At 64.5% G+C, this 18404-nt stretch carries 20 protein-coding genes; 2 read left to right on the forward strand and 18 right to left on the reverse strand.

Going from position 1 to position 18404, the window contains the following annotated elements; genetic code table 11:
• The first annotated feature begins 503 nt into the window (after positions 1–503).
• Positions 504–1082, forward strand: coding sequence for a MarR family winged helix-turn-helix transcriptional regulator (locus XH79_RS42045; RefSeq protein WP_183244958.1), 579 nt, complete (start codon positions 504–506; stop codon positions 1080–1082).
• Positions 1083–1096: 14 nt separating this feature from the next.
• Here XH79_RS42045 and XH79_RS42050 read toward each other — a convergent pair whose 3' ends face one another.
• Positions 1097–2041, reverse strand: a complete 945-nt coding sequence (locus tag XH79_RS42050) for a hypothetical protein (RefSeq protein WP_212339926.1) — start codon at positions 2039–2041, stop codon at positions 1097–1099.
• An 823-nt stretch (positions 2042–2864) separates the two neighbouring features.
• Between XH79_RS42050 and XH79_RS42055 the strand changes: the two genes are divergently transcribed.
• Entirely contained in the window at positions 2865–3635 is a 771-nt protein-coding gene (locus tag XH79_RS42055) for a response regulator transcription factor (protein ID WP_271585544.1), read from the forward strand.
• 196 nt (positions 3636–3831) lie between these two features.
• Here XH79_RS42055 and XH79_RS42060 read toward each other — a convergent pair whose 3' ends face one another.
• From XH79_RS42060 to XH79_RS42140, 17 genes are all read right to left on the reverse strand, one after another.
• A complete protein-coding gene (locus XH79_RS42060; protein ID WP_212339928.1) occupies positions 3832–4290 on the reverse strand; it encodes a hypothetical protein in 459 nt (152 codons plus the stop codon).
• Positions 4287–4799: a flagellar biosynthesis protein FlgN gene (locus XH79_RS42065; protein WP_212339929.1), complete on the reverse strand. Its 513-nt coding sequence runs from the start codon at positions 4797–4799 to the stop codon at positions 4287–4289. The genes XH79_RS42060 and XH79_RS42065 overlap by 4 nt, the downstream gene beginning before the upstream one ends.
• Before the next feature lie 41 nt (positions 4800–4840).
• On the reverse strand, positions 4841–5317 hold the full coding sequence (locus XH79_RS42070) for a rod-binding protein (RefSeq protein ID WP_212339930.1): 477 nt from the start codon (positions 5315–5317) through the stop codon (positions 4841–4843).
• On the reverse strand, positions 5314–5733 hold the full coding sequence (locus tag XH79_RS42075) for a hypothetical protein (protein WP_271585545.1): 420 nt from the start codon (positions 5731–5733) through the stop codon (positions 5314–5316). Before XH79_RS42075 ends, XH79_RS42070 begins: the two co-directional genes overlap by 4 nt.
• Before the next feature lie 6 nt (positions 5734–5739).
• Complete coding sequence (gene fliR, locus XH79_RS42080) at positions 5740–6492, reverse strand: flagellar biosynthesis protein FliR (RefSeq protein WP_271585546.1); 753 nt, start codon at positions 6490–6492, stop codon at positions 5740–5742.
• Positions 6489–8570 carry a flagellar biosynthesis protein FlhA gene (gene flhA, locus XH79_RS42085; RefSeq protein ID WP_212339933.1) on the reverse strand — a complete coding sequence of 694 codons (2082 nt, stop codon included), beginning with the start codon at positions 8568–8570 and terminating at the stop codon, positions 6489–6491. The genes fliR and flhA overlap by 4 nt, the downstream gene beginning before the upstream one ends.
• A 73-nt stretch (positions 8571–8643) precedes the next feature.
• Positions 8644–8910 (reverse strand): flagellar biosynthesis protein FliQ, encoded by a 267-nt coding sequence (gene fliQ / locus XH79_RS42090; RefSeq protein WP_018641238.1) that lies wholly within the window; start codon positions 8908–8910, stop codon positions 8644–8646.
• Complete coding sequence (gene flgD / locus XH79_RS42095) at positions 8907–9329, reverse strand: flagellar hook assembly protein FlgD (protein WP_212339934.1); 423 nt, start codon at positions 9327–9329, stop codon at positions 8907–8909. Before flgD ends, fliQ begins: the two co-directional genes overlap by 4 nt.
• A 14-nt stretch (positions 9330–9343) precedes the next feature.
• A complete protein-coding gene (gene flbT / locus XH79_RS42100; protein ID WP_271585547.1) occupies positions 9344–9754 on the reverse strand; it encodes a flagellar biosynthesis repressor FlbT in 411 nt (136 codons plus the stop codon).
• The gene (flaF, locus tag XH79_RS42105) at positions 9754–10098 is read right to left on the reverse strand and encodes a flagellar biosynthesis regulator FlaF (RefSeq protein WP_212339936.1); all 345 of its coding nucleotides are present in this window, start codon (positions 10096–10098) and stop codon (positions 9754–9756) included. The genes flbT and flaF overlap by 1 nt, the downstream gene beginning before the upstream one ends.
• A gap of 69 nt (positions 10099–10167) precedes the next feature.
• A complete protein-coding gene (locus tag XH79_RS42110) occupies positions 10168–11214 on the reverse strand; it encodes a flagellar hook-associated family protein (RefSeq protein ID WP_271585548.1) in 1047 nt (348 codons plus the stop codon).
• Between the two features lie 3 nt (positions 11215–11217).
• Positions 11218–12693 carry a flagellar hook-associated protein FlgK gene (gene flgK, locus XH79_RS42115; RefSeq protein ID WP_212339938.1) on the reverse strand — a complete coding sequence of 492 codons (1476 nt, stop codon included), beginning with the start codon at positions 12691–12693 and terminating at the stop codon, positions 11218–11220.
• 34 nt (positions 12694–12727) lie between these two features.
• On the reverse strand, positions 12728–13960 hold the full coding sequence (locus XH79_RS42120) for a flagellar hook protein FlgE (RefSeq protein ID WP_212339939.1): 1233 nt from the start codon (positions 13958–13960) through the stop codon (positions 12728–12730).
• Between the two features lie 90 nt (positions 13961–14050).
• A complete protein-coding gene (locus XH79_RS42125; RefSeq protein ID WP_271585549.1) occupies positions 14051–14632 on the reverse strand; it encodes a transglycosylase SLT domain-containing protein in 582 nt (193 codons plus the stop codon).
• Positions 14583–15905 (reverse strand): flagellar hook-length control protein FliK, encoded by a 1323-nt coding sequence (fliK, locus tag XH79_RS42130; protein ID WP_271585550.1) that lies wholly within the window; start codon positions 15903–15905, stop codon positions 14583–14585. Before fliK ends, XH79_RS42125 begins: the two co-directional genes overlap by 50 nt.
• Positions 15902–17095, reverse strand: coding sequence for a chemotaxis protein (locus tag XH79_RS42135; protein WP_271585551.1), 1194 nt, complete (start codon positions 17093–17095; stop codon positions 15902–15904). Before XH79_RS42135 ends, fliK begins: the two co-directional genes overlap by 4 nt.
• The gene (locus XH79_RS42140) at positions 17092–18399 is read right to left on the reverse strand and encodes a MotB family protein (RefSeq protein WP_271585552.1); all 1308 of its coding nucleotides are present in this window, start codon (positions 18397–18399) and stop codon (positions 17092–17094) included. The genes XH79_RS42135 and XH79_RS42140 overlap by 4 nt, the downstream gene beginning before the upstream one ends.
• Between the last annotated feature and the right edge of the window lie 5 nt (positions 18400–18404).

Below are 18404 nucleotides of genomic sequence, written 5' to 3' on the forward strand. Positions count from 1 at the left end.
GGACCACGCGTGCCACCCGACCGGATCAGCCGTCCGCCGGGACAGATCGTGTGCGGGCTTTAACCGCGTGGCCGCACTGCGGCGCAACATCCATTAACCCAAGATTGTGGTTCTCCCGCCCCACTCCGCACGGTCAGAAGCTGCAGACTCGCCGCCGCTTCGCGCAATTCGAAACACTCCGCGGCAACAAATGGGCTGCGCAGTGGCGGCAACGACACATCATGTTGCCGGGATGCTGCGCGCCATCGGAATCCGGCAGGTGAAGCGCAGTCATTTGACTGAAATTTTCCGAAGAGTTGAGCCGTGCGATTCACCCGAACTTTCTTTGTGACGCTCTAGTTGCACGTTCGAAGGTTCCCTCCGGGAAACCGAAAAGGCGCCTTCCAAGAGCGCTCCGCCGTCCGGCCAAGGACGAGGGATCGCCCGAGAGCTTCATTGTCGTCCCCCAGATTGCGCTCCCCAAAGGCTCAATTGAATAAAGCTTTATCCGATCCGGAATTGAAATGAATTTGGCTCGTGAATCGATTGAACTGGTGGAGCAGGTCGCACGGATCCTGTGGTTCGAAGGCACCAAGCACGGCTTGCGCGATCGCGAGTGGATGGCGCTGCGCTTCCTCTCCCGCGCCAACCGGTTTTCCCGCACGCCCTCGGCGCTCGCGAGCTACGTCGGCACTACGCGCGGCACCGCCTCGTTCATCATCGGCGAGCTCGAACGGCTCGGCTATCTCGAGCGCAAGCGCTCGGCCAAGGACAAGCGGTCGGTGATGCTGAGCGTCACCCAGCAGGGCAAGAAGTTCCTGGCGCGCGACCCCGTCAACGTTCTCGTCGAGGCGATTGCCGTGCTCGACGAGGAGGCCAAGATCCGTTTCCGCGACGCGCTCCGCCACGTGCTGGATCAGTCCGACGCCGCCGAGCAGCGGCACCATACCGACGTCTGCAAGCGCTGCATCTTCCTCCGGGAAGATCGCACCAGCGCGGACGGCAAGACGACGGTCGAGTTCTCCTGCCGCCTGTTCCGCGCGCCGATCGCCGAGCCGGAAGTCGAGCTGCTCTGCACCAGCTTCGAGCATCACCGCCAGTAACAGGCAGGCTCCGATCAGGGCGTAGCCTTGCGCGACGAATAGATGACGCCGCCGCTGGTTTCCACCACCAGGCGTCCGTTCTCGCTGCGGATCTCCTCGATGCGGCCAAGGCCGGGCACCTGCTGTCCCAGCACGGCCTCGATGACGCCGTTCGGGCTTTGCAGGATCGCGATCCCCTCATAGGCCTGGCGCACCGACCAGCCCTTGACCACCTTTCGCGGTGCCGCCGTGCGTTCGGACGCAGGCACCGAACCCGTGAATTCCGGCGCGGCGACCGAGGCCAGCATCGGCATCGCCTGCGAGGGCGGCTGCGAAGCCACGGTCGCCGGCGCCTGGGCCTGGGCTTGCGCCTGGGCGAGCTTGTCGAGCTTCACCGTGGACGACGAGCTCACCCGTTCGATGCGGTCGAGGTTGTCGGCGAACCTGCCGAAGCGATCATTGGTTGCCTTGCTGGATTGATCGACCGCGGTCCGCAGGCCGTCGAGATTTTCGGACACGCCCGACAGCTGCTTGCGCAGCTGGGCCACCGTCTCGCGCAGATTCCTGATCTCGGCATTGGCCGCGACATTGTTCTGGGCGGGCTGCGTGGTGAGATAGGCGATCACGCCGGTGCAGGCGCAGACCACCAGGATGGCGGCGACTGCCAATGTCGCAAGCGGCGCCACCCAGGTCGGACGGGGCGGCGGCGGCTTGGCCACGATCACGGCCGGCTTGATCACGGCCGGCGCCGGCTTGGGTATTGCCATCTTGTCGAGGCGCGCCTTGGCGCGAATGCGCTTCAAGCCCTCGAGCGCCTCTTTTGCCAGAGTTTCGTCGTTCGCCGCGGCCGACATGCGCTTTGCACTTGCTGCAGGCTTCGCCGCCTGCGTCGGCTTTGTGTTGCGTGCTTCCGGAGCCGGCTGCGCCGCCGCGGCAACATCGGCGGTTGCGCCAGGACGAGCTTGTCCATCGGACAACATGTGAAAATGCTCCGTTCGCTTCGATCTATCGAGCGACGAATTTATTTGTCGAAGCTTGCCTGAAACGTGCGCATCGAAAACTTTTCAGCACGCACAAAGCGACGGCGAATGAGTCAAAAGCGTCACGCACGCGGCGAGAGTGCGACTCGAAAGACACACACTCGCCAAGATTTCGCCAAGCTGGAGTCCCCCCGCCACATATGAGTCGAATTGTCGCATGTGGAAAAGCGGTGGACAGAGTCAATCCGGGGTTGAAAATCCCTCCATGTGCGTGACCCGCAGAACCACCCAAAATAGCTGTGATTATACAGGTTTGCGGAACTATAGGCCCGACACGGTGCAAAACTAGTTCAGAAACAAAATCAACTGATGTGGTCGGAGATACCAAGAAACAACTCGCAACAAATCAACAGCATCAAACACACATAGCAACCGCTTCGTTACGCGCGCTTGATCGGGAATCGGCAATTGTTACGGTCCTACTCAAGTGATTCTCGCCAGGTGGCGAGGAGATCGGCAAAGTTCAGTAGCGTTCGGACGCAATAGGCAACTTGGCGCAACTGTTCTAGGTCGCTGTCTCAATCCGCCCCGCAAGGTGATCCGTAAGACACCCGCCGGGCCTCACGCAGTAAGCGTTCAGTATCGAGTCGAAGTAACAGGCCCGCGGAAAACGCAGGCACTGAATGCGTAGGGCTGCCCGCGAATATCGAAACCATAACAACGGTTCGCGGGCTGGAAATATCGTCAAACAGCATGGTCGCCGAGCCGGTGCATCACAACAACCTGCCGGCCGCGACAAGTGCGAAACAGGGGCGAAAGACTGATGTATATTATCGTTGATGATCGCGAGAGCGTCACGAACAGCTACGTTGGAGGGCTCGTTCGCGAAGGTGTATCGTCGATCGGCTTCTCCTCCGGAGAATTCTGGGACTGGTTGCAATCTGCCAGTGAATCGGACCTGGCAGCGGTCGACGCCTTCCTCCTCGGGGATTGCGATGCCCGCGGAAGCCTGCCGCGGGCGATGCGGAAGCGCTCCTCGGCTCCCATCATCGCCATGAGCGGCCAGAAGATGCTCAAGAACACGCTGGAGCTGTTCGAATCGGGTGTCGACGACGTCGTTCACGTGCCGATTCATCTCCGCGAGATTCTCGCCCGAACGGCCGCGATCTCCCGCCGCCGGGTCGGCGAGCTGCCGAGGCCCTGCGAGACCAGGATCCAGGTCTTCTTCAACGGACGTGACCCGGAGATCGCGGGCCACGCCCTCACCCTGCCCCGCCGCGAATTGCGCATTCTCGAGTATATGGTGAGCAACCACGGCAAGTGGATCACCAAGACGCAGATCTTCAACGCGGTCTACGGCATCTTCGAGTCCACCTTCGACGAGAGCGTGATCGAGAGCCACGTCAGCAAGCTGCGCAAGAAGCTCCGTGACCGCCTCGGCTTCGATGCGATCGTGGCCCGGCGCTACGTCGGATACCGCCTCAACATCCCGGCCGGCGAGACCCTCGAAGAGTCGATGCAGGAGCTCGACGAGGTCGGCATTCTCCTCAACAGGGCGCATGCCGCCCCGGCGGCGTATCCGGCCGGAAACTGACGCGGCAGGGCGCCGCCACGAAACCGACAACGGCCCCCGCGGAGCATCTTCGCGGGGGCCGTTGCACTTTCAGGAGCCTGGAGCGGCGAATGCAGGCCTCGCACCGCGGGCGCAGCCGCAGAGATGAGAATGGCGCCTCAGGATCTCATCGGGCGTGGTGCTTCCGAAAAGCCACGTCACGCCGGTCCGGTGACGCCTACGGCTTCGACTGGAATTCTTCCTTGGAGACGTAGTTGAAGTCCTCGACCAGGACGTCCTGGACGACGTCGGCCTGCATCCGCGCGTTGACGCGCTGCTTGATGGCCGTCGTGAGGATCGATAGATCGTAGCGGGCGAGCTTCCTGAAATCGAGGCGGTCGTCCGCATAGATCCTGCGGAACGCCTCGTCGACGACGAACGGCTCCGGTGGAACGTTGAGCTGGTGCAGAACCTTAGCCTCCACGGTGTAGACGAAGCGCGCGACGATATAGCCCTGCACACTGCCGTTCTCGACCATGGGCACGCTCAGCGCCCGCGTCTTCTGGTATTGCAGCCCGTCGAGATAGGCGTCCTTGGCCGGCAAAAGGCTGCCGTTTTCCTTCCAATAGGCCACGGCGTAGCTCGTGCCCGCCGTGAGGATGCAGACCCAGAGCCCGGCCAGCACTACCCTGATCATTTTCCGTCCTGCGCTGAACGACCGGTATAGGTGCCGTCCGACTCGGCGTCCTTGATGGCCTTGACGATGATCGACGCAACCTCGCGCACCGCGTCGTAATGCATCTCGAGGATGGACCGGTTGCGCTCGAGCTTCTCGCGCAGGCGCTGGATCTCCTCGGTGATCTCGACCTCGCTGCCGAGATGCATCCGTGCCCGCATCAGGCGAACGAACTCCAGCATGCTCCGGCTCTTGCGGGCGCTGAAGTCGTCGAAATCGATCTTCTTGCGCGTCGTGAGCGCGACCGTCTCCTCCTCGACGATGCTTTCGAGCCGGCGGATCGCCGCCAGCAGGCCGCGCACCTCGTCCGATCTTACCGCGTCAGCGCCGTCGATCACCGCCTCGCCGCCGACATTGGGCAGCAGCACGGGCAACAGCGCATCGGGAGACGTTGCCGCAACCGTCATCGCCTCGGTATCCATGACCGGCTGCTCCATCACCAGGGCTGCCGCGCTTTCTTGTGCCTGCATAGGAAATTCACCCCTCAACTTCTGTCACCCATTCCGGATCATCATCCGGCCTTCCCCGTTACGTCCGGTCCCGCCGGATTCGCTGCGGCGAGTTGCCTCGCAATGCCGATGCCCTTGCCCTTCGCGAGCTGGTTGCCGAGTTGCTCCGCCAGCATCGACTTCCAGACGCTGCCTGCGGTCCCCTTGCCGAACAGCTCCTCGGACTCCTTCGGCAGCATGGTTTCGACGAAGGTCTGGAGGATGAAGGCTTCGAACTTCCGGTAGACCTCGCCGGACGCCGGCGCCTTGATCACCTGCACCGGAGGCCCGTTCACCGCACCCGACTGCGCTTCGGCGACCTTCGCCGCGGATTGATCGGCGGCCGCCGCGGCCTTACTGACCTCGGCGTCCATCGTGGCGGCGAAATCGGCGCCCGACGATTTCAGCGCGTCGAGCTTCGCGGTCGCCGCGCGCTGCGTCACGGGATCGGCGGCCTCGAGGACATCGAGGACGAGGTCGGGTGTCGCTGTCACGATCATGTCTTGTTCCGGCTGGCTGGCCGTGGCGTCCACGCGCGCACGGTAAGGCTTGTTCCCGTGATTTCCTCGAGCGAGCGCTTTTCGGCGTCGCGAAGCTTCTCTGCGAGCGCCGCCTTGGCGACTTCCTCGAGCTGCTTCACGCGGCGGGTCTCGAGGCGGACCTGGTCGAGTTGCCGCGAGGCCTGCTCCTGCACGGCGCGCGCGCCGACGCTTGTCCTGTTGAGCCGCCGTGCGATCGACTCGCTCGACGATCCCACCGGCGGCTTGCCCTCGTTCAGTGCGCCGACCAGCCATTCCTGCTCGTCCTGCAGGCTGCGCTCCTGCTGCCGCAGGTGCGCGAGCTGCCACTCGGACAGCCGGAGCTGAAGCTTCACCAGCGAGACCATCCGACCAAGCTTGTCCGCGCGCGACTTCATGATCTGTCACTCCGCCAGCCAGGAGGAGACGCCGAGGATGAACTGCGTCAAGAGCTCGTCGCTGGTGAGGTAGAGCAGCAGGAAGCCGCCGAACAGCACGAAGGGCGTTGAGATGAAATAGACCGGAATCGCCGGCGTCAGCTTGTTGATCAGACCGACCGCGAAATTGACGACGACGGAATAGACGATGAATGGGCTACTGATGCGCAGCGTCAGCACGAACGCTTCGGAGAGGCGACCGACAAATTGGTCGAGCGCCATGCCGCCGCCGATCCTGCCGCCGGGATGCCAGACATCGTAGGAGTTCATCAGCCCGCGCAGCACCTGCCAGTGCTGGTCGGTCATGAAGAACAGCGTGGTGACCGATGCCATGATCAGCGGCACGAGAGCCGGCGCCGAATCGGTGTCGGCGACCGGCGTGCCCGGAATGTTGCTCAGCCCGATCGCGCTCGCCATCACGGTCGCCATGGTCTGGAGCGCCAGGAAGAACACACGCCCGCCGAGGCCGATGACGCTGCCGACCAGGATCTCCGAGCCGATCAGGAGCGCGAGCGACAGCGGCGCCGCGTTCTCCGTGAGAGGCTTCAGGACCGCGATCAGGATCGGCGCCAGCGCGAACGTCGTGACCAGCGCGATGAACAGCCGGACCTGGGCCGGGACGTTGACGCTCGAATAGCCGGGCACGAACATCAGGCAGGCGCCGATGCGACAGAACACGATGAACGTCACCAGCACGCTGTCGGCGAGGCCGCTGATCACGATATGGCTCCAAGCGCGCGGATCTCGGCGCTGCGCGCCACTTCGACATGCGACAGGATCGGCAACGTCGGGAACACCCGCTCCAGGATCATCCGGACATAGGGACGGGCTTCGGGGGTCACCGCCAGCACCACGCTGGTACCGTTCTCGGTGAACTTGCGGATGGCGGCGCTGGCTTCCGTCGCGAACTGCTCGATGAGGCGCGGATCAGCGTCGAATTCGATGACGTCGCCCTTGGCGTCGCGCTTCAGGCTCTGGTGGAAGGCGAGATCCCAGCGATTGCCGAGACGGACCACGTTGAGCACGCCGTTGTCGGAGAGGTCGCCGCAGATCTGCTGGGCAAGGCGCGTGCGCACATGCTCTGCGACCTGCTCGGAGCGCCGCACATGGGGCGCGATCTCGGCGATCGCCTCGAGGATCAGATGCAGGTTGCGGATCGACACGCGCTCGGCCAGCAGGATCTTCAGGATCGCCAGCAGGCCCGAATAGGAGATCTGCGACGGGCAGAGGTCCTCGACCAGGCGCTTGTATTCGGGATCGAGCCGGTCGAGCAGGCCCCGCATGTCCTTGTAGGACAACAGCTGGGCGAGGTTCGCCCGGATGACTTCGCTCAAATGCGTGAGCAGCACCGACAGATTGTCGACCGGCTTGCAGCCCTGCCGCCTGACCTCGTCGGCGAAGGCTTCCGTCACCCACAACGCCTTCATGCCGAAGGCGGGCTCGATCACCTCCTCGCCGGGCACGTCGGGCTTGCCGTCCTTGTCGACGAGCACCAGCACCTCTCCGAGCCTGAGTTCGCCGTGGGCGACGCGGGTGTCGTGGATGCGGATCTGATAGCTCTTGGGATCGATCGACAGATTGTCGGTGAGCTTGATCTCGGGAATCACGAAGCCGTATTGCTTGGCGAACTTCTTGCGGATCTTGGCGACGCGGTGGCCAAGCTCGGTTCGCGAGCCCAGGAGGTGGACCGATAGGTGCCCGCCGAGCGCCAGCTCGATCTCGGCCGTCTTCAGCGATTCCTTGACCGATTCCTTGGCCTGGGCCTGGGCGCGCTCGTCGGCCTTGCGCGCATCTTCCTTCTGCTTCTCGGCCGCCTGCCGCTTGGGCAAGGTGTAGCCGACAAAGGCCATGACGCCGCCGAGCAGCACGAAAGGCGGCATCGGCAGCCCCGGCATCAGCGCGAGCACGAACATCATCAGCGCGGCGGCCGACACCGCGCGGGGATAGCCGCCGAGCTGCCGGAGCACGGCCTGCTCCGCCGATCCCCTGGTGCCACCCTTGGAGACCAGCAGGCCCGCGGACAGCGACACGATCAGCGCCGGCATCTGCGACACCAGGCCGTCGCCGACGGAGAGCTTGGTGTAGACGTCGGCGGCGCGCGACAGCGTCAGACCGTGATGGGTGACACCGATCACGATGCCGCCGAAGATGTTGATCGCAGTGATGATCAGACCGGCGATGGCGTCGCCGCGGACGAATTTCGAAGCACCGTCCATGGCGCCGAAGAACGCGCTTTCCTCTTCGAGCTCGCGGCGGCGGCGCTGGGCTTCCTTGTCGTCGATCAGACCCGCGGACAGGTCCGCGTCGATCGCCATCTGCTTGCCGGGGATGGCGTCCAGGGTGAAACGGGCGCCGACCTCGGCGATACGGGTCGCGCCCTTGGTGATCACGACGAAATTCACCGTGACCAGGATTGCGAAGATGATCAGGCCGATGACGAAATCACCACCCATGACGAATTTGGAGAAGCCGGCGACGACATAGCCGGCGGCGTGCTCACCCTCCCCGCCGCGCGACAGGATGAGGCGCGTGGTCGCGATGTTGAGCGCCAGGCGCAGGATGGTCGCGATCAGCAGCACGGTCGGGAAAGCCGAGAAATCCAGCGGCCGCTGGATCCACAGCGCGACCATCAGGATCAGCGCCGACAGTGCGATCGAGAATGCGAGGCCGAGATCGATCAGGATCGGCGGTATCGGCAGGAACAGGATCGTGAGCATGGTCACGATGCCGGCCGCAAAGAAGGCGTCCGCCCCGAATCGGCGCGGGCTGGGCAGGCTAGCAGCTAACGTATCGGCCATGGGTCACCGGCAGAGGGTCCGCCCCGTAATCTGCCGCGCAAAGCTTACGCGAGGGTGGTGGCCGCCTCGCGGCTCAGAAGCCCCGCTCGATATGCGAATAGACCATCTCGGTGAAGGTCGAGAGATGGGCGCCGATGAAGGAGCCGGAGACGGCGACGACCACGAGAATGACGATGATCTTCGGAACGAAGGTCAGCGTCACCTCCTGGATCTGAGTCAGGGCCTGCATCAGTGCGATGATGGTGCCGACCAGCATCGCCGCGCCGACGGCGGGTCCGGAGGCGACGATGATGGTCCAGATCGCCGCCTGGACGATGTCGAGGGCGTCCCGCTCGTTCATGACTGGCTGATCGTGAGGCCGGGCCCGACGGCAACCTTCGTGCCGTCCTCGAGGGTCGCGATGGAGCCGTCGCTGTTGATGGAAATCGACTTGACCTTGCCGCTGAAGGTCGCTCCGGTCGAGTCGGTGAAGCTCACGGTCTTTCCGATCAGCCCATCCGCCTGCGACAACGACTGCGACGACAGCAGCGCATCCAGCTTCGTATTTGTCTGCGTCGCCTGCTCGACCTGCGAGAGCTGCGCAAGCTGGCTCACATATTGCGAAGTGTCCGTCGGGTTGGTCGGATCCTGGTTCTTCATCTGGGCGATGAGAAGCTGGAGAAACATGTTGTAGTCGATGCCGCTGCCAGACGTGGTTGTGGTGGAGCTGGTCGAACTGGTCGACTTGCTGGTGCTGTCGGTCGCGCTGGTGACGTTCATGTGCCTCTCCGCTGTCAGGCAGCCTGGAATGGGGAAACGACCGTGGCGCCGGCCAGGATCGCCTGCTCCACCGGGAACAGCGCCCGGATCCGCTTGAGCGCTTCGAAATAGCGGGTCGCCTCGACCAGTTCGTCGACCGCGGCAAGCCCCTCGAGCATCTCGCGGCTTTCGCACACCGCGACCAAGGCCGCGTGGTGCTGCGCGTAGAGCGCCGAAGCGTCCCGGACGTCGGTCGGGTTCATCAGCATGAGCTGGACGATGAAATAGAGCTGCCGCATCGCCGTGGTGGCGTCGGACGCCTGCATGATCTGCCCTTCGAGCAGGAACATCACGTCGTTGACGAGCTCGACGGACACCTTGCGGTCCACGCGCAGCACTGCGCCGTTGATGTAGATCCGTTCGCCAGCTCGCAAGGATATCTTCATTAGAGCGCGTCTCGGATCAGGCGGTTGATTTCGATGAGCTGCATGACGTCGTTCGACTTCTCCTCACGAAGGCGGTCGGCCTCCTTGACCACCCACAAGCCGATCGAGATGATCTCCGCGCGCAGCTTCTCGGGAAGCCCGTTCTCCGGATGCGAGAGATCCTCGATGAAGATCGTCCACAGTCGGCGCACATAGAGCAGGCTCTGGACGTGATCCTCGAAACTGTAGCGTCCCTTCTGAAGCCGCTCGAGGCGATCGATGCCGAGACTGAGCGCCTGCCGCTCGCGGCCTCTCGCCTCATAGCCGCTCTCGTCGACGACCGATGCATAGGCTTCAAACGTCATCAGGACCACTCTGCGCAGGAAACGGAATAACAAGACAAGGGTCGTGAACCTCGGAAACGAACTTCTGACTCAGAGATAGTTGATGAGGCTGATCTTCTGGAGTTGTGAGGTCAGCGCCAGCGCCGTCTGGATCTGGGTCTGCAGGGTGTTGACCCGGACCGAGGCTTCGGTCGGATCGACCTTCTCCATGCCGATGATCTGATTGTTCAGAATGTCCTGCTGCGCCTTGAGCTTGTCGGTCGCGGAGGTGATCCGCTGCTGGACCGTGCCGACGCTGCCGCCGAGCGTGGCGAGGTCCGTGATCGCGCTGCCGACGAGGCCGATGGCCTTGTCCACGACGACCTGGAACGTCTCCTGGCTCAGTTTCGCGTTACCGAGATCCGCCATCATGGTGTAGGCCTCGGCGAGCTTGCGGAAGCCGGTCTGGTTGGCGCTAACGGACGTATCGGCGATCTCGGTCGTGGAGATGCGGCTTTGCATGACCTGGTCGGTGGCCGACGACCAGTTGGTGTTCCAGGCCGGGCTGGCGAACTCGGCATCGAAGGTGGTGTCGAGGAACGTCTGCATCTGGGCCGGGGTTATGCCGGCCACGCTGGCTGAGGATTGCGAGAAGCCGAAGGTCGCGAGGAAATCGGCGTCGACCTGGTTCTTGCTGGCCGAGCCCGCGGCATAGGCCGTGACCGGCTGGTTCTGCGTGTCGATGCCCGAGAACAAATACGAACCGTTATAGGAGACGTTCAGCGCGCCGATCAGATCCTGGAGGTTGGCGGACGCAGGCGGCAGGACGATCCGCCCGCCGTTGTCGGTACTACGGGCCGCGATCAGGTCCTTGAGGAAGTCCGTTGCGGTCGTGCCGAGCTGGGTGATCCGGGCTTGCGTCACGTCGAGGCGCCCCGAGACGAGCTCGTTGGTATCGACGAGCTGATCGGCGAAGCTCCAGTCTGCCCGCAGGGTGAGGTCGCCTCCCGTGGTGGCACCAAGCTCGAGGCCAACATCGGCGAAACGGCCGGTGGTCGCTTCCGTCGACGCCTTGCTCAGCGCGGCCTGGTTGTTCGTGATCGAGGACCTCAACGACGAAGACAGCATCAAGGTCGAGATGTAGTTCGCGCTCATCATGGCTTAATTCCCCACGGCAGCCAGCAGGCTCTGCAGCATTTCGTCGACGGTCGAGATGATCTTCGACGAGGCCGAATAGGTGCGCTCGACCTGAAGCATCAAGGACATCTCGTCGTCCATGTTGACGCCGCTGACGTTGGACAGCGCTGCGGTGCTGCGGTCGAGCAGCGTCTTCTGGTAGGTGACGTTGGAGTCGGCGGTCTTTCGCTGGTTTTCGATCCAGCTCGTCGACGACGACGCGAAGTCGATCAGGCTGCCACTCGGCTTGCCTTGCGTGGTTGCATCGAACGGCTGCGCCGCATCCATGCCGCCGATGAGCTGCTGCAGCCGGGCCGAGTAGCCGCCGTTGCCGGCGGTGTTGTAGTTGTACGCGGCGTTGCCGCTGATCGCGCCGTCACGCAGCAGATTCGGATTGCCGCCCTGGGCCGGATCGACGGACGCTGCGACACTGATCAGGCCGGCAAGGCCGACCGAGACGGTGGCGCTCGCCGGCATCGCCGGCGCGCCGGGATAGGTGAAGAGACCTGGAACGTCGGGCAGTGCCGCGGCGGTCTGATCGCTCTCCTTAAAGGTATTGATCAGGCCGCGCGCGATTTCGTCGAGCTGGCTCTGATAGGTGACGGTGTCCTGGTCACGCAGCTGAGCGAGCCCCGCGAGCTTGCCCGACTTCAGTGGCATCACCGAATTGGCGCCGGTCACGGGGACGCCGTCGATATAGACGGCATTGCCCGTGGTGCCGGGCGTATAGATGTTGGTAGCCGTGAAGCTGACCGTTCGCGCCGTCTTGTCGAACAGTACGACACCGCTGTCGGTGTAGAGCGCAGCATCGCCGTTGGCGCGGATCGACATCGAGACGCCGACCTCCTCCGAGAGCTTCGAGACGATGCTGTCGCGCTGGTCGAGATAGTCGGTGACGTCGTCACCGGAAATCGTTCCCCTTACGATCGCATTGTTGACCTTGTCGAACTGGGTAAGGAGCTGGTTGATGTTGGCGACCGAAGTCGCCATGTCGGCGTCCGCGCCCTCGCGAACCGATTGCACGGTCTTGGTCGCCTCGTTGAGCGAGGTCGCCATGTCCTTGGCGGACGTGACCGCCGCCTGCGCCAGCGTAGTGTTGTCCGGCGCGTTGGCATATTGCTGCAGCGCCTGCTTCAGCGCATTGAGCTGCGCCGTCGGCGACTGGTCGAGCTCCGGATCGTCCACCGTGGCAGTTGCGATCTTCTGGAGACCGTCATAGATCGCGCTTTGCTTGGCCGACGACGAGGTCGCGGTCAAGACGTTGTTGTAGAGACCCGAGCTCGCGGCGCGCTGGATCGCCGCCACATAGACGCCGGCCCCGGGAAGATTGTCCAGCACGGCGATCTTGCGCGAATAGCCGGCGGTGCTGGCACCGGCGATGTTGCGCGAGATCGTCGAGGACTGGATCCCCGACGCCATAAGTGAAGCGCGGGCGGAGTCGAGAGCGGCGGTAAGGGACATGATTTGCACTTGCCCGGAACGGGCGCTGAAGAATTCAGCGCTTCAGGTTGACGACGACGTCGAGCAGGTCGGCGCCGGTCTGGAACGATTTCGAGTTCGCAGTGAAGCCACGCTGGGCCTCGATCATGCCGGTGAGCTCGTCCGCGAGGTCGACGTTGGAGTCTTCCAGGGCGCCGGACTGGATCGTGCCGAGGCCGCCGGTGCCGGCATTCCCGACCTGCGCGTTGCCGGAGTTCATGTTGGTCGAATAGACGTTGCCCGCCTCGGGGGTCAGATTGTCGGGGCTCGCGACGTCGGCGAGCATGATGGTGTAGAGCGTCAACTGCTGGCCGTTCTTGAGGGTCGCCGTCACGTGGCCCGTATCGTCGACATCAACCTTGTCGATGTCCGAGGGAACGCTGCCATTGACGGTCGCCTTGAAGCTGAAGTCGGTTCCGACCTGCGTCATGTTCGACAAGTCCAGGGTCATCGCCGCACCGCCGGGAACGGTAAAGGTCATACCGGTCGGGCTCGCCGCGGCCAGCGCGCCTTTGCCGGTTGCGGTCGTATCGAAGGTGAAAGTGGTGGCGGCGGCGAGCGACGTACCGGTCGAGGAGTCATAGACCTGAACCTGCCAGGTGTCCGAACCGGCGGCCGTCGCCGTGTGGGACATGTAGACGTCGAGCGTGACCGCCTGGCCGATATTGTTGTAGGCCACGATCGAGCTCTTCGATGAATATGACGCCGGGCCGGGCGGACCGGCGATGACAGCCGCCGTCGGATCCAGATTGCCGGTCGTGAGCGTCCCCGCCGTCGTTGGCACCGGCACCTGCGAAACCTGCGCGATGTTGACGATCTGCATGCCCGACAGGCTGTTCTGCGAGAAATTGGTCACGTTGCCGGGCTGGCCGAGAAGGTAGTAGCCGGCCGCGTTGACCAGATTGCCCTGGGCGTCCGGCACGAACGAGCCGGCGCGCGTCAGATATTGCTGCGTGTTGGCTGCGTTCGAGACCACGAAGAAGCCGTTGCCCTGGACGGCGAGGTCCGTGGTCGACGTGGTGAACTGCGTATTTCCCGCGTCGCTGATGGCGTAGCGAACCGTCGTCTCGACGGCGCCGGAATCGTAATTGCCCGAACCGCTCTTCAGGATCAGCGAGGAGAATTCAGTCGAAGCCCGCTTGTAACCGGTCGTGTTGACGTTCGCGATGTTGTCCGAGACCGTCGACAGCTTGTTGGACTGCGCAGACATGCCGGAAACGCCGGTGCGCATAACACCATACAGGCTCATGAATTGGGCTCCTTTGGTAGGTTGCAGCTACAATGAGGGTTCTTGCTTGCGCGGGGCTGATGGTCGGGAACCATGCACAACTTCATGTTGTCAGGTCGTTTTCGGCTGACAGAACGAGCGCGCCTTGTCGGTCCAGGCTCCGAAGCCGCTCGAGACGAGATGAGCGACGATGTGACAGACATAGCGCTTCTGCGCCGGCTGGTTGTTGGGGCCCGCATTGTAGCGGGCGACCGCCATGGTCCAGCTGCCCTCGCGCTGCTTCAGCTCTTTCAGGAAGCGCGCGGCGTAGTCGACGTTGCGGGCGGGATCGAACATCGCCTGCACCGAAGTGAACTTGTCGCCGTGGTAATAGTGGTTGATCTGCATGCAGCCGAGGTCGATCAGCTTGATGCCCTTGGCTCGCATCGCTTCGAAATTCGCGATCGCATCGTTCATGTCCTTGGCGAACACGGTCTGGCCGTCGGCGCCGAGCGCATAAGGATAGAGCGCCCCGCGCCGCCCGGTCTCGGTGAGGCCGACGGCGTAGAGAATGCCGAGCGGAATGCCGTGCTGCTGGGCCGCGCGCGCCATCTCGCGCTCGCACGGGCGCGCGCTGTCGGCGGCGGCCTCCGCGGCGCCGGCGTTACAGATAAACAGGGCCGCGACGAATCTGCGGCGCCACGTCCTGGTCATGACGCGTCTCCTGGTTGGACTGGCGCTCCTGCCGGGCCTGTCTCGCATCGCCGTCCGATTGTCCCGACGACGAGCTGGCACCGCCGAACGTGCCTTGCGACTGTGAGGATGACTGCTGCTGGCCCGGGAGCTGCGGCTGCGACTGGCCGGAGCCGCTCTGGAATCCATCGAGCGAGCCGTGCTGGACGGGCGCGACGTCGGCGACGTAACCGGCCGACTGCATCAGATCGCGGATCGAGTCGCGCTGCTGGTCCAGCATCTGGCTCGTGTCCTTGCGCTCGGCCGCGAGGTGGATCGAGACCTCCGAGCCGACCAGGCGGAGGCGCACGGTGACATTGCCGAGCGCCGGCGGCTCCAGGTTGACGGTCAGGATCTTGACCGGCTGGTCCGGCGCATTGGTCTGGGCCCCGGCGAGATCAGGGGCTGCGGACGATGCCGTCGGCGCCGCGGATTCCTTCAGCTCCGTGATCACCGCATTGGCGACCTGCTGTGGAGCGTTGAACTGCGCCGGGGGCAGATGGGTCTCCTGCTGGACCACGGTGACCTTGGTGGCCTCAGGCAATGCGTCCCGGGCCGAGGCCTTGACGGCGCGTTCGACATTGGCCGTGACGGCCTCGAAGCCTGACGTTGCGGGCAATGCCTTTGACGGATCCTCGTTGTCCTGCTGCGCGGCTGCTGCCGCCTGCGAACGCGCACCGACCGGAGCGGCAGCCGTCGGCGCAGAGTCGGCGGCGGCCATCTTGGCCATGCCCGTACCCGGAATCTCCCCCTTCGAGGTGGAGGAGCGCTCGTCGCGCGCGGACGCGTCCTTCTCCTCGCCAGCCGGCGACTGCACCTGTGACTTCACGGCCGGCGCGACGGCGAGCTGCTGTCCGACGATCACCGGAATGCTCGACCTGTTCGTCACGTCCGTCTTCGCGGCAGCGTCCACCGGATTCTGCGTCTCCGCGGATTGATCGGTCTTCTGATCGGACGATTTGTGACTGGACTTGGCCTCGTCGGCCGCCTCGGTGCGATCGTCCACCGTGTCGTCCTTCCCGGACTGATGCGCCAGGCGCGCGCGCAGCGTTCCGGCTTTCACGGTCGTGTCGCCGGCCTCGTCGTTGAGTGCCCGCTTCGCCAGGTTCGAGACGGTGTGAAGCAGATCGTTGAACGAGGTATCCGCCTGCGACTTCGTCCCCCCCGCTTTCGCCGAGCGCGACGTACCGCGCATGTTCAGGCTCTCGGCGAGCCCCGAGAAGAGCTGTCCGGAGGTTCCGCTGAGTTTGGTCATGGGCGGCGATCCTTGGCGAGGAGTTCGAGTTCGCCGAGCTGCTTCTGCGCGCGCGCGAGCGTCGCGGTCGATGATGCGAGATCGAGGCGCGCCGGCGTAGCAGGAGGCTTGTCGGCGGTGGCGGCGGCGCCGCCCGCGAATGGCTTGCGAACGTCGAGCGCGAGCTGCAACGTCGCATTCAGCAGAGCTACATCGCGCTCGGGCAGCTTCGACCGGTCGAGCGCCTTCAGCTCGGCGAGACCTCCGTCATATTCGTCGGTGAGCGCCCGCGAGGCGCCGCGGAAGAAATGCGCACGTTCACGCTCCACCGATGCATCGGCGCTGAGCGCCAGCGCACGCTCGCCGGCCAGCCGGGTCACGGCCATCCGTCCACGCAGCATCGCGTTGCGCGCGAGGACGAGATGAAGCTTGATGCGGCTGGCGCGGTCGATCTGCTCCAGCAGGGCGGCGATCCGCGCAAAGCGGCGCTCGTCGAGCGCCAGGCTGGATTGCGTCAGGCCTGTGGAGAAGCGCTGCCAGAAATCGCCGGCATAGATCGAGTTGCGGTAGTGGCGGATATAGGCGAGCGTCAGGAACTCGAACTTGTCGAAATCCTCAGCCTGCCCGACCAGCAGGATCTCGCGCCGCAGCGCCGCCTCTTCCACCAGCGTGCCGGGCAGGAGCAGACGCGCATCGTCCAGCCGCTCGATCGCGAGCGATGCCTCGGTGCGCGCGAACAGCGCGCCCTGCACCAGCGCAACCTGTCCGCCCAGGCCCGACGGAATCGTTCGCGGCTTGACGTCCTTGAGCAGCTCGCGCGCTTCGTCCTGACGACCCTCGACATAGGCGAGCGCGCCATCGAACAGCCGACCGTCGACGTTCATCTTGTCGCGCGGCAGCTTGCGGACCAGTTGCGGAGCGCCGCCGCTGAGCAGGTAGATGACGACGGCCTGTCCGTTCTGCGGATTGCTCCACACGTTCGCGTCGGCAGCGAGAAACTTCTCGCCGATCTGCCGGATCAGCGCGATGTGGCTGCCATGCGCCGCGGTGTCGCCGTTGGCGATACCGTCCTGCACCGCCTGCAAGGCACGCACGAGCTCATACGGTTCGCTCGACGTCGACGCGGGGACCGGCGCCGGATCGGCGAGCGCGGGCGCCGCCATCGGCGGCAACACCACCAACAGGGCAGCGCAGAGGAGCGGCCTGATCACGGACGCTTCTCCCGGATCAGAATCTCGATCCGGCGATTCTGCGCGGCCGCCGGGTCGCTGGGAAGTTTCGGCCGCCGGTCGGCATAACCTTCGACATGCTCGATTCGCAGTGCATCGACGCCGGAGCGGACCAGCATGTAGTAAGCCATCTGCGCGCGGGCGGTCGACAGCCGCCAATTGTCATAGTTCTCCGACTTGTACGGCCGATTGTCGGTGTGGCCGCGGACGATGATCATGCCGGGGCGCTTCGTCAGCAATGGCCCGATCTTGTCGATCACCCGGATGAGTTCGGGCCGCGGCTCGGCCGAGCCGACCGCGAACATGCCGAAGCTCGCATCGTCGGTCAAGCTGACCAGCAGTCCTTCCTCGACCTGGCGCACCTCGGCGACCGGTCCCGCACCGGCCTTGATGTCCGACAGCGCATCGGCGATCGCGGACTGCAGCTGCTTGACGGTCGGCTGCTGCGTTTGCGCGGCCTCGCGCGGGTCGGACTCCTTCTTCGCGTCGTTCGGACGCGCCTGCGCGCCGGGCTGCGCGTTCGCCTGGGCGCTGCCGTCGCGGGACGACTGCGACGGCGCGGGCCCCGGCGGCAGCAGGGGCGACAGGCTCGCGGACGACGCATCCGCATTCGGAGCGATGCTTCCGCCGGCATCATCCGCCTTGGCGCGGCGCGCCTGCGGCTCGCCCTGCCCCGCGCCGGACGCGTTGTCGCGCGCGGACGGGTTGGGCTTCGACTCGCTCTCGATGATACGATCCGCGTCCTTCGATGCCTGCGGCGCCAACTTCCAATAGCCGGGATCGAAGGGATCACGGTAGGCGTCGCCGCCCTTTAGACCGTCTTCTTCGGCTGATGTCAGCGAGCCGGCGCGGCGCTGGCCCGAGGCCTCGTTCGCGTTGTTTGCGATCTCGGCAAGAGTCGCATAGGGATCGCGGAACAGGACCTTCTCCTCGTAGAACGGCGGCTTCTCGGCCGTCGGGGAGTCACCGCGACGCTCCTCGCTCGGCCCACCCGGCTGACGCCGGCCCTCCTGGCCGTCGAACGTGGTCGGCTCCTTCTTGGTGAGATCCTTCAGACCTTTCGGCGCCGGCGCATTCTCGGCGAGCTTGATCGGGTTGAAGTAACTCGCGACCACCTGCTTCTGATCCTGGTTGAGCGCGTTGAGCAGCCACATGACCAGGAAGAACGCCATCATTGCGGTCATGAAGTCCGCATAGGCAATCTTCCAGACGCCGCCGTGATGCGCCTCCTCCGCGAAGGCGCTGCGCCGGCGGACGATGACGATCTCCTGCTTGACCTCTTCCATGGCTG

The organism is Bradyrhizobium sp. CCBAU 45389, assembly GCF_028128625.1.
Lineage (GTDB): Bacteria > Pseudomonadota > Alphaproteobacteria > Rhizobiales > Xanthobacteraceae > Bradyrhizobium > Bradyrhizobium liaoningense_B.

What these genes read in the sequence shown, in the direction of transcription:
- XH79_RS42045 (WP_183244958.1), top strand. Translation starts at nt 504, where the DNA reads ATGAATTTGGCTCGTGAATCGATTGAACTGGTGGAGCAGGTCGCACGG.
- XH79_RS42050 (WP_212339926.1), bottom strand. Translation starts at nt 2,041, where the DNA reads ATGTTGTCCGATGGACAAGCTCGTCCTGGCGCAACCGCCGATGTTGCC.
- XH79_RS42055 (WP_271585544.1), top strand. Translation starts at nt 2,865, where the DNA reads ATGTATATTATCGTTGATGATCGCGAGAGCGTCACGAACAGCTACGTT.
- XH79_RS42060 (WP_212339928.1), bottom strand. Translation starts at nt 4,290, where the DNA reads ATGATCAGGGTAGTGCTGGCCGGGCTCTGGGTCTGCATCCTCACGGCG.
- XH79_RS42065 (WP_212339929.1), bottom strand. Translation starts at nt 4,799, where the DNA reads ATGCAGGCACAAGAAAGCGCGGCAGCCCTGGTGATGGAGCAGCCGGTC.
- XH79_RS42070 (WP_212339930.1), bottom strand. Translation starts at nt 5,317, where the DNA reads ATGATCGTGACAGCGACACCCGACCTCGTCCTCGATGTCCTCGAGGCC.
- XH79_RS42075 (WP_271585545.1), bottom strand. Translation starts at nt 5,733, where the DNA reads ATGAAGTCGCGCGCGGACAAGCTTGGTCGGATGGTCTCGCTGGTGAAG.
- flhA (WP_212339933.1), bottom strand. Translation starts at nt 8,570, where the DNA reads ATGGCCGATACGTTAGCTGCTAGCCTGCCCAGCCCGCGCCGATTCGGG.
- fliQ (WP_018641238.1), bottom strand. Translation starts at nt 8,910, where the DNA reads ATGAACGAGCGGGACGCCCTCGACATCGTCCAGGCGGCGATCTGGACC.
- flgD (WP_212339934.1), bottom strand. Translation starts at nt 9,329, where the DNA reads ATGAACGTCACCAGCGCGACCGACAGCACCAGCAAGTCGACCAGTTCG.
- flbT (WP_271585547.1), bottom strand. Translation starts at nt 9,754, where the DNA reads ATGAAGATATCCTTGCGAGCTGGCGAACGGATCTACATCAACGGCGCA.
- flaF (WP_212339936.1), bottom strand. Translation starts at nt 10,098, where the DNA reads ATGACGTTTGAAGCCTATGCATCGGTCGTCGACGAGAGCGGCTATGAG.
- XH79_RS42110 (WP_271585548.1), bottom strand. Translation starts at nt 11,214, where the DNA reads ATGATGAGCGCGAACTACATCTCGACCTTGATGCTGTCTTCGTCGTTG.
- flgK (WP_212339938.1), bottom strand. Translation starts at nt 12,693, where the DNA reads ATGTCCCTTACCGCCGCTCTCGACTCCGCCCGCGCTTCACTTATGGCG.
- XH79_RS42120 (WP_212339939.1), bottom strand. Translation starts at nt 13,960, where the DNA reads ATGAGCCTGTATGGTGTTATGCGCACCGGCGTTTCCGGCATGTCTGCG.
- XH79_RS42125 (WP_271585549.1), bottom strand. Translation starts at nt 14,632, where the DNA reads ATGACCAGGACGTGGCGCCGCAGATTCGTCGCGGCCCTGTTTATCTGT.
- fliK (WP_271585550.1), bottom strand. Translation starts at nt 15,905, where the DNA reads ATGACCAAACTCAGCGGAACCTCCGGACAGCTCTTCTCGGGGCTCGCC.
- XH79_RS42140 (WP_271585552.1), bottom strand. Translation starts at nt 18,399, where the DNA reads ATGGAAGAGGTCAAGCAGGAGATCGTCATCGTCCGCCGGCGCAGCGCC.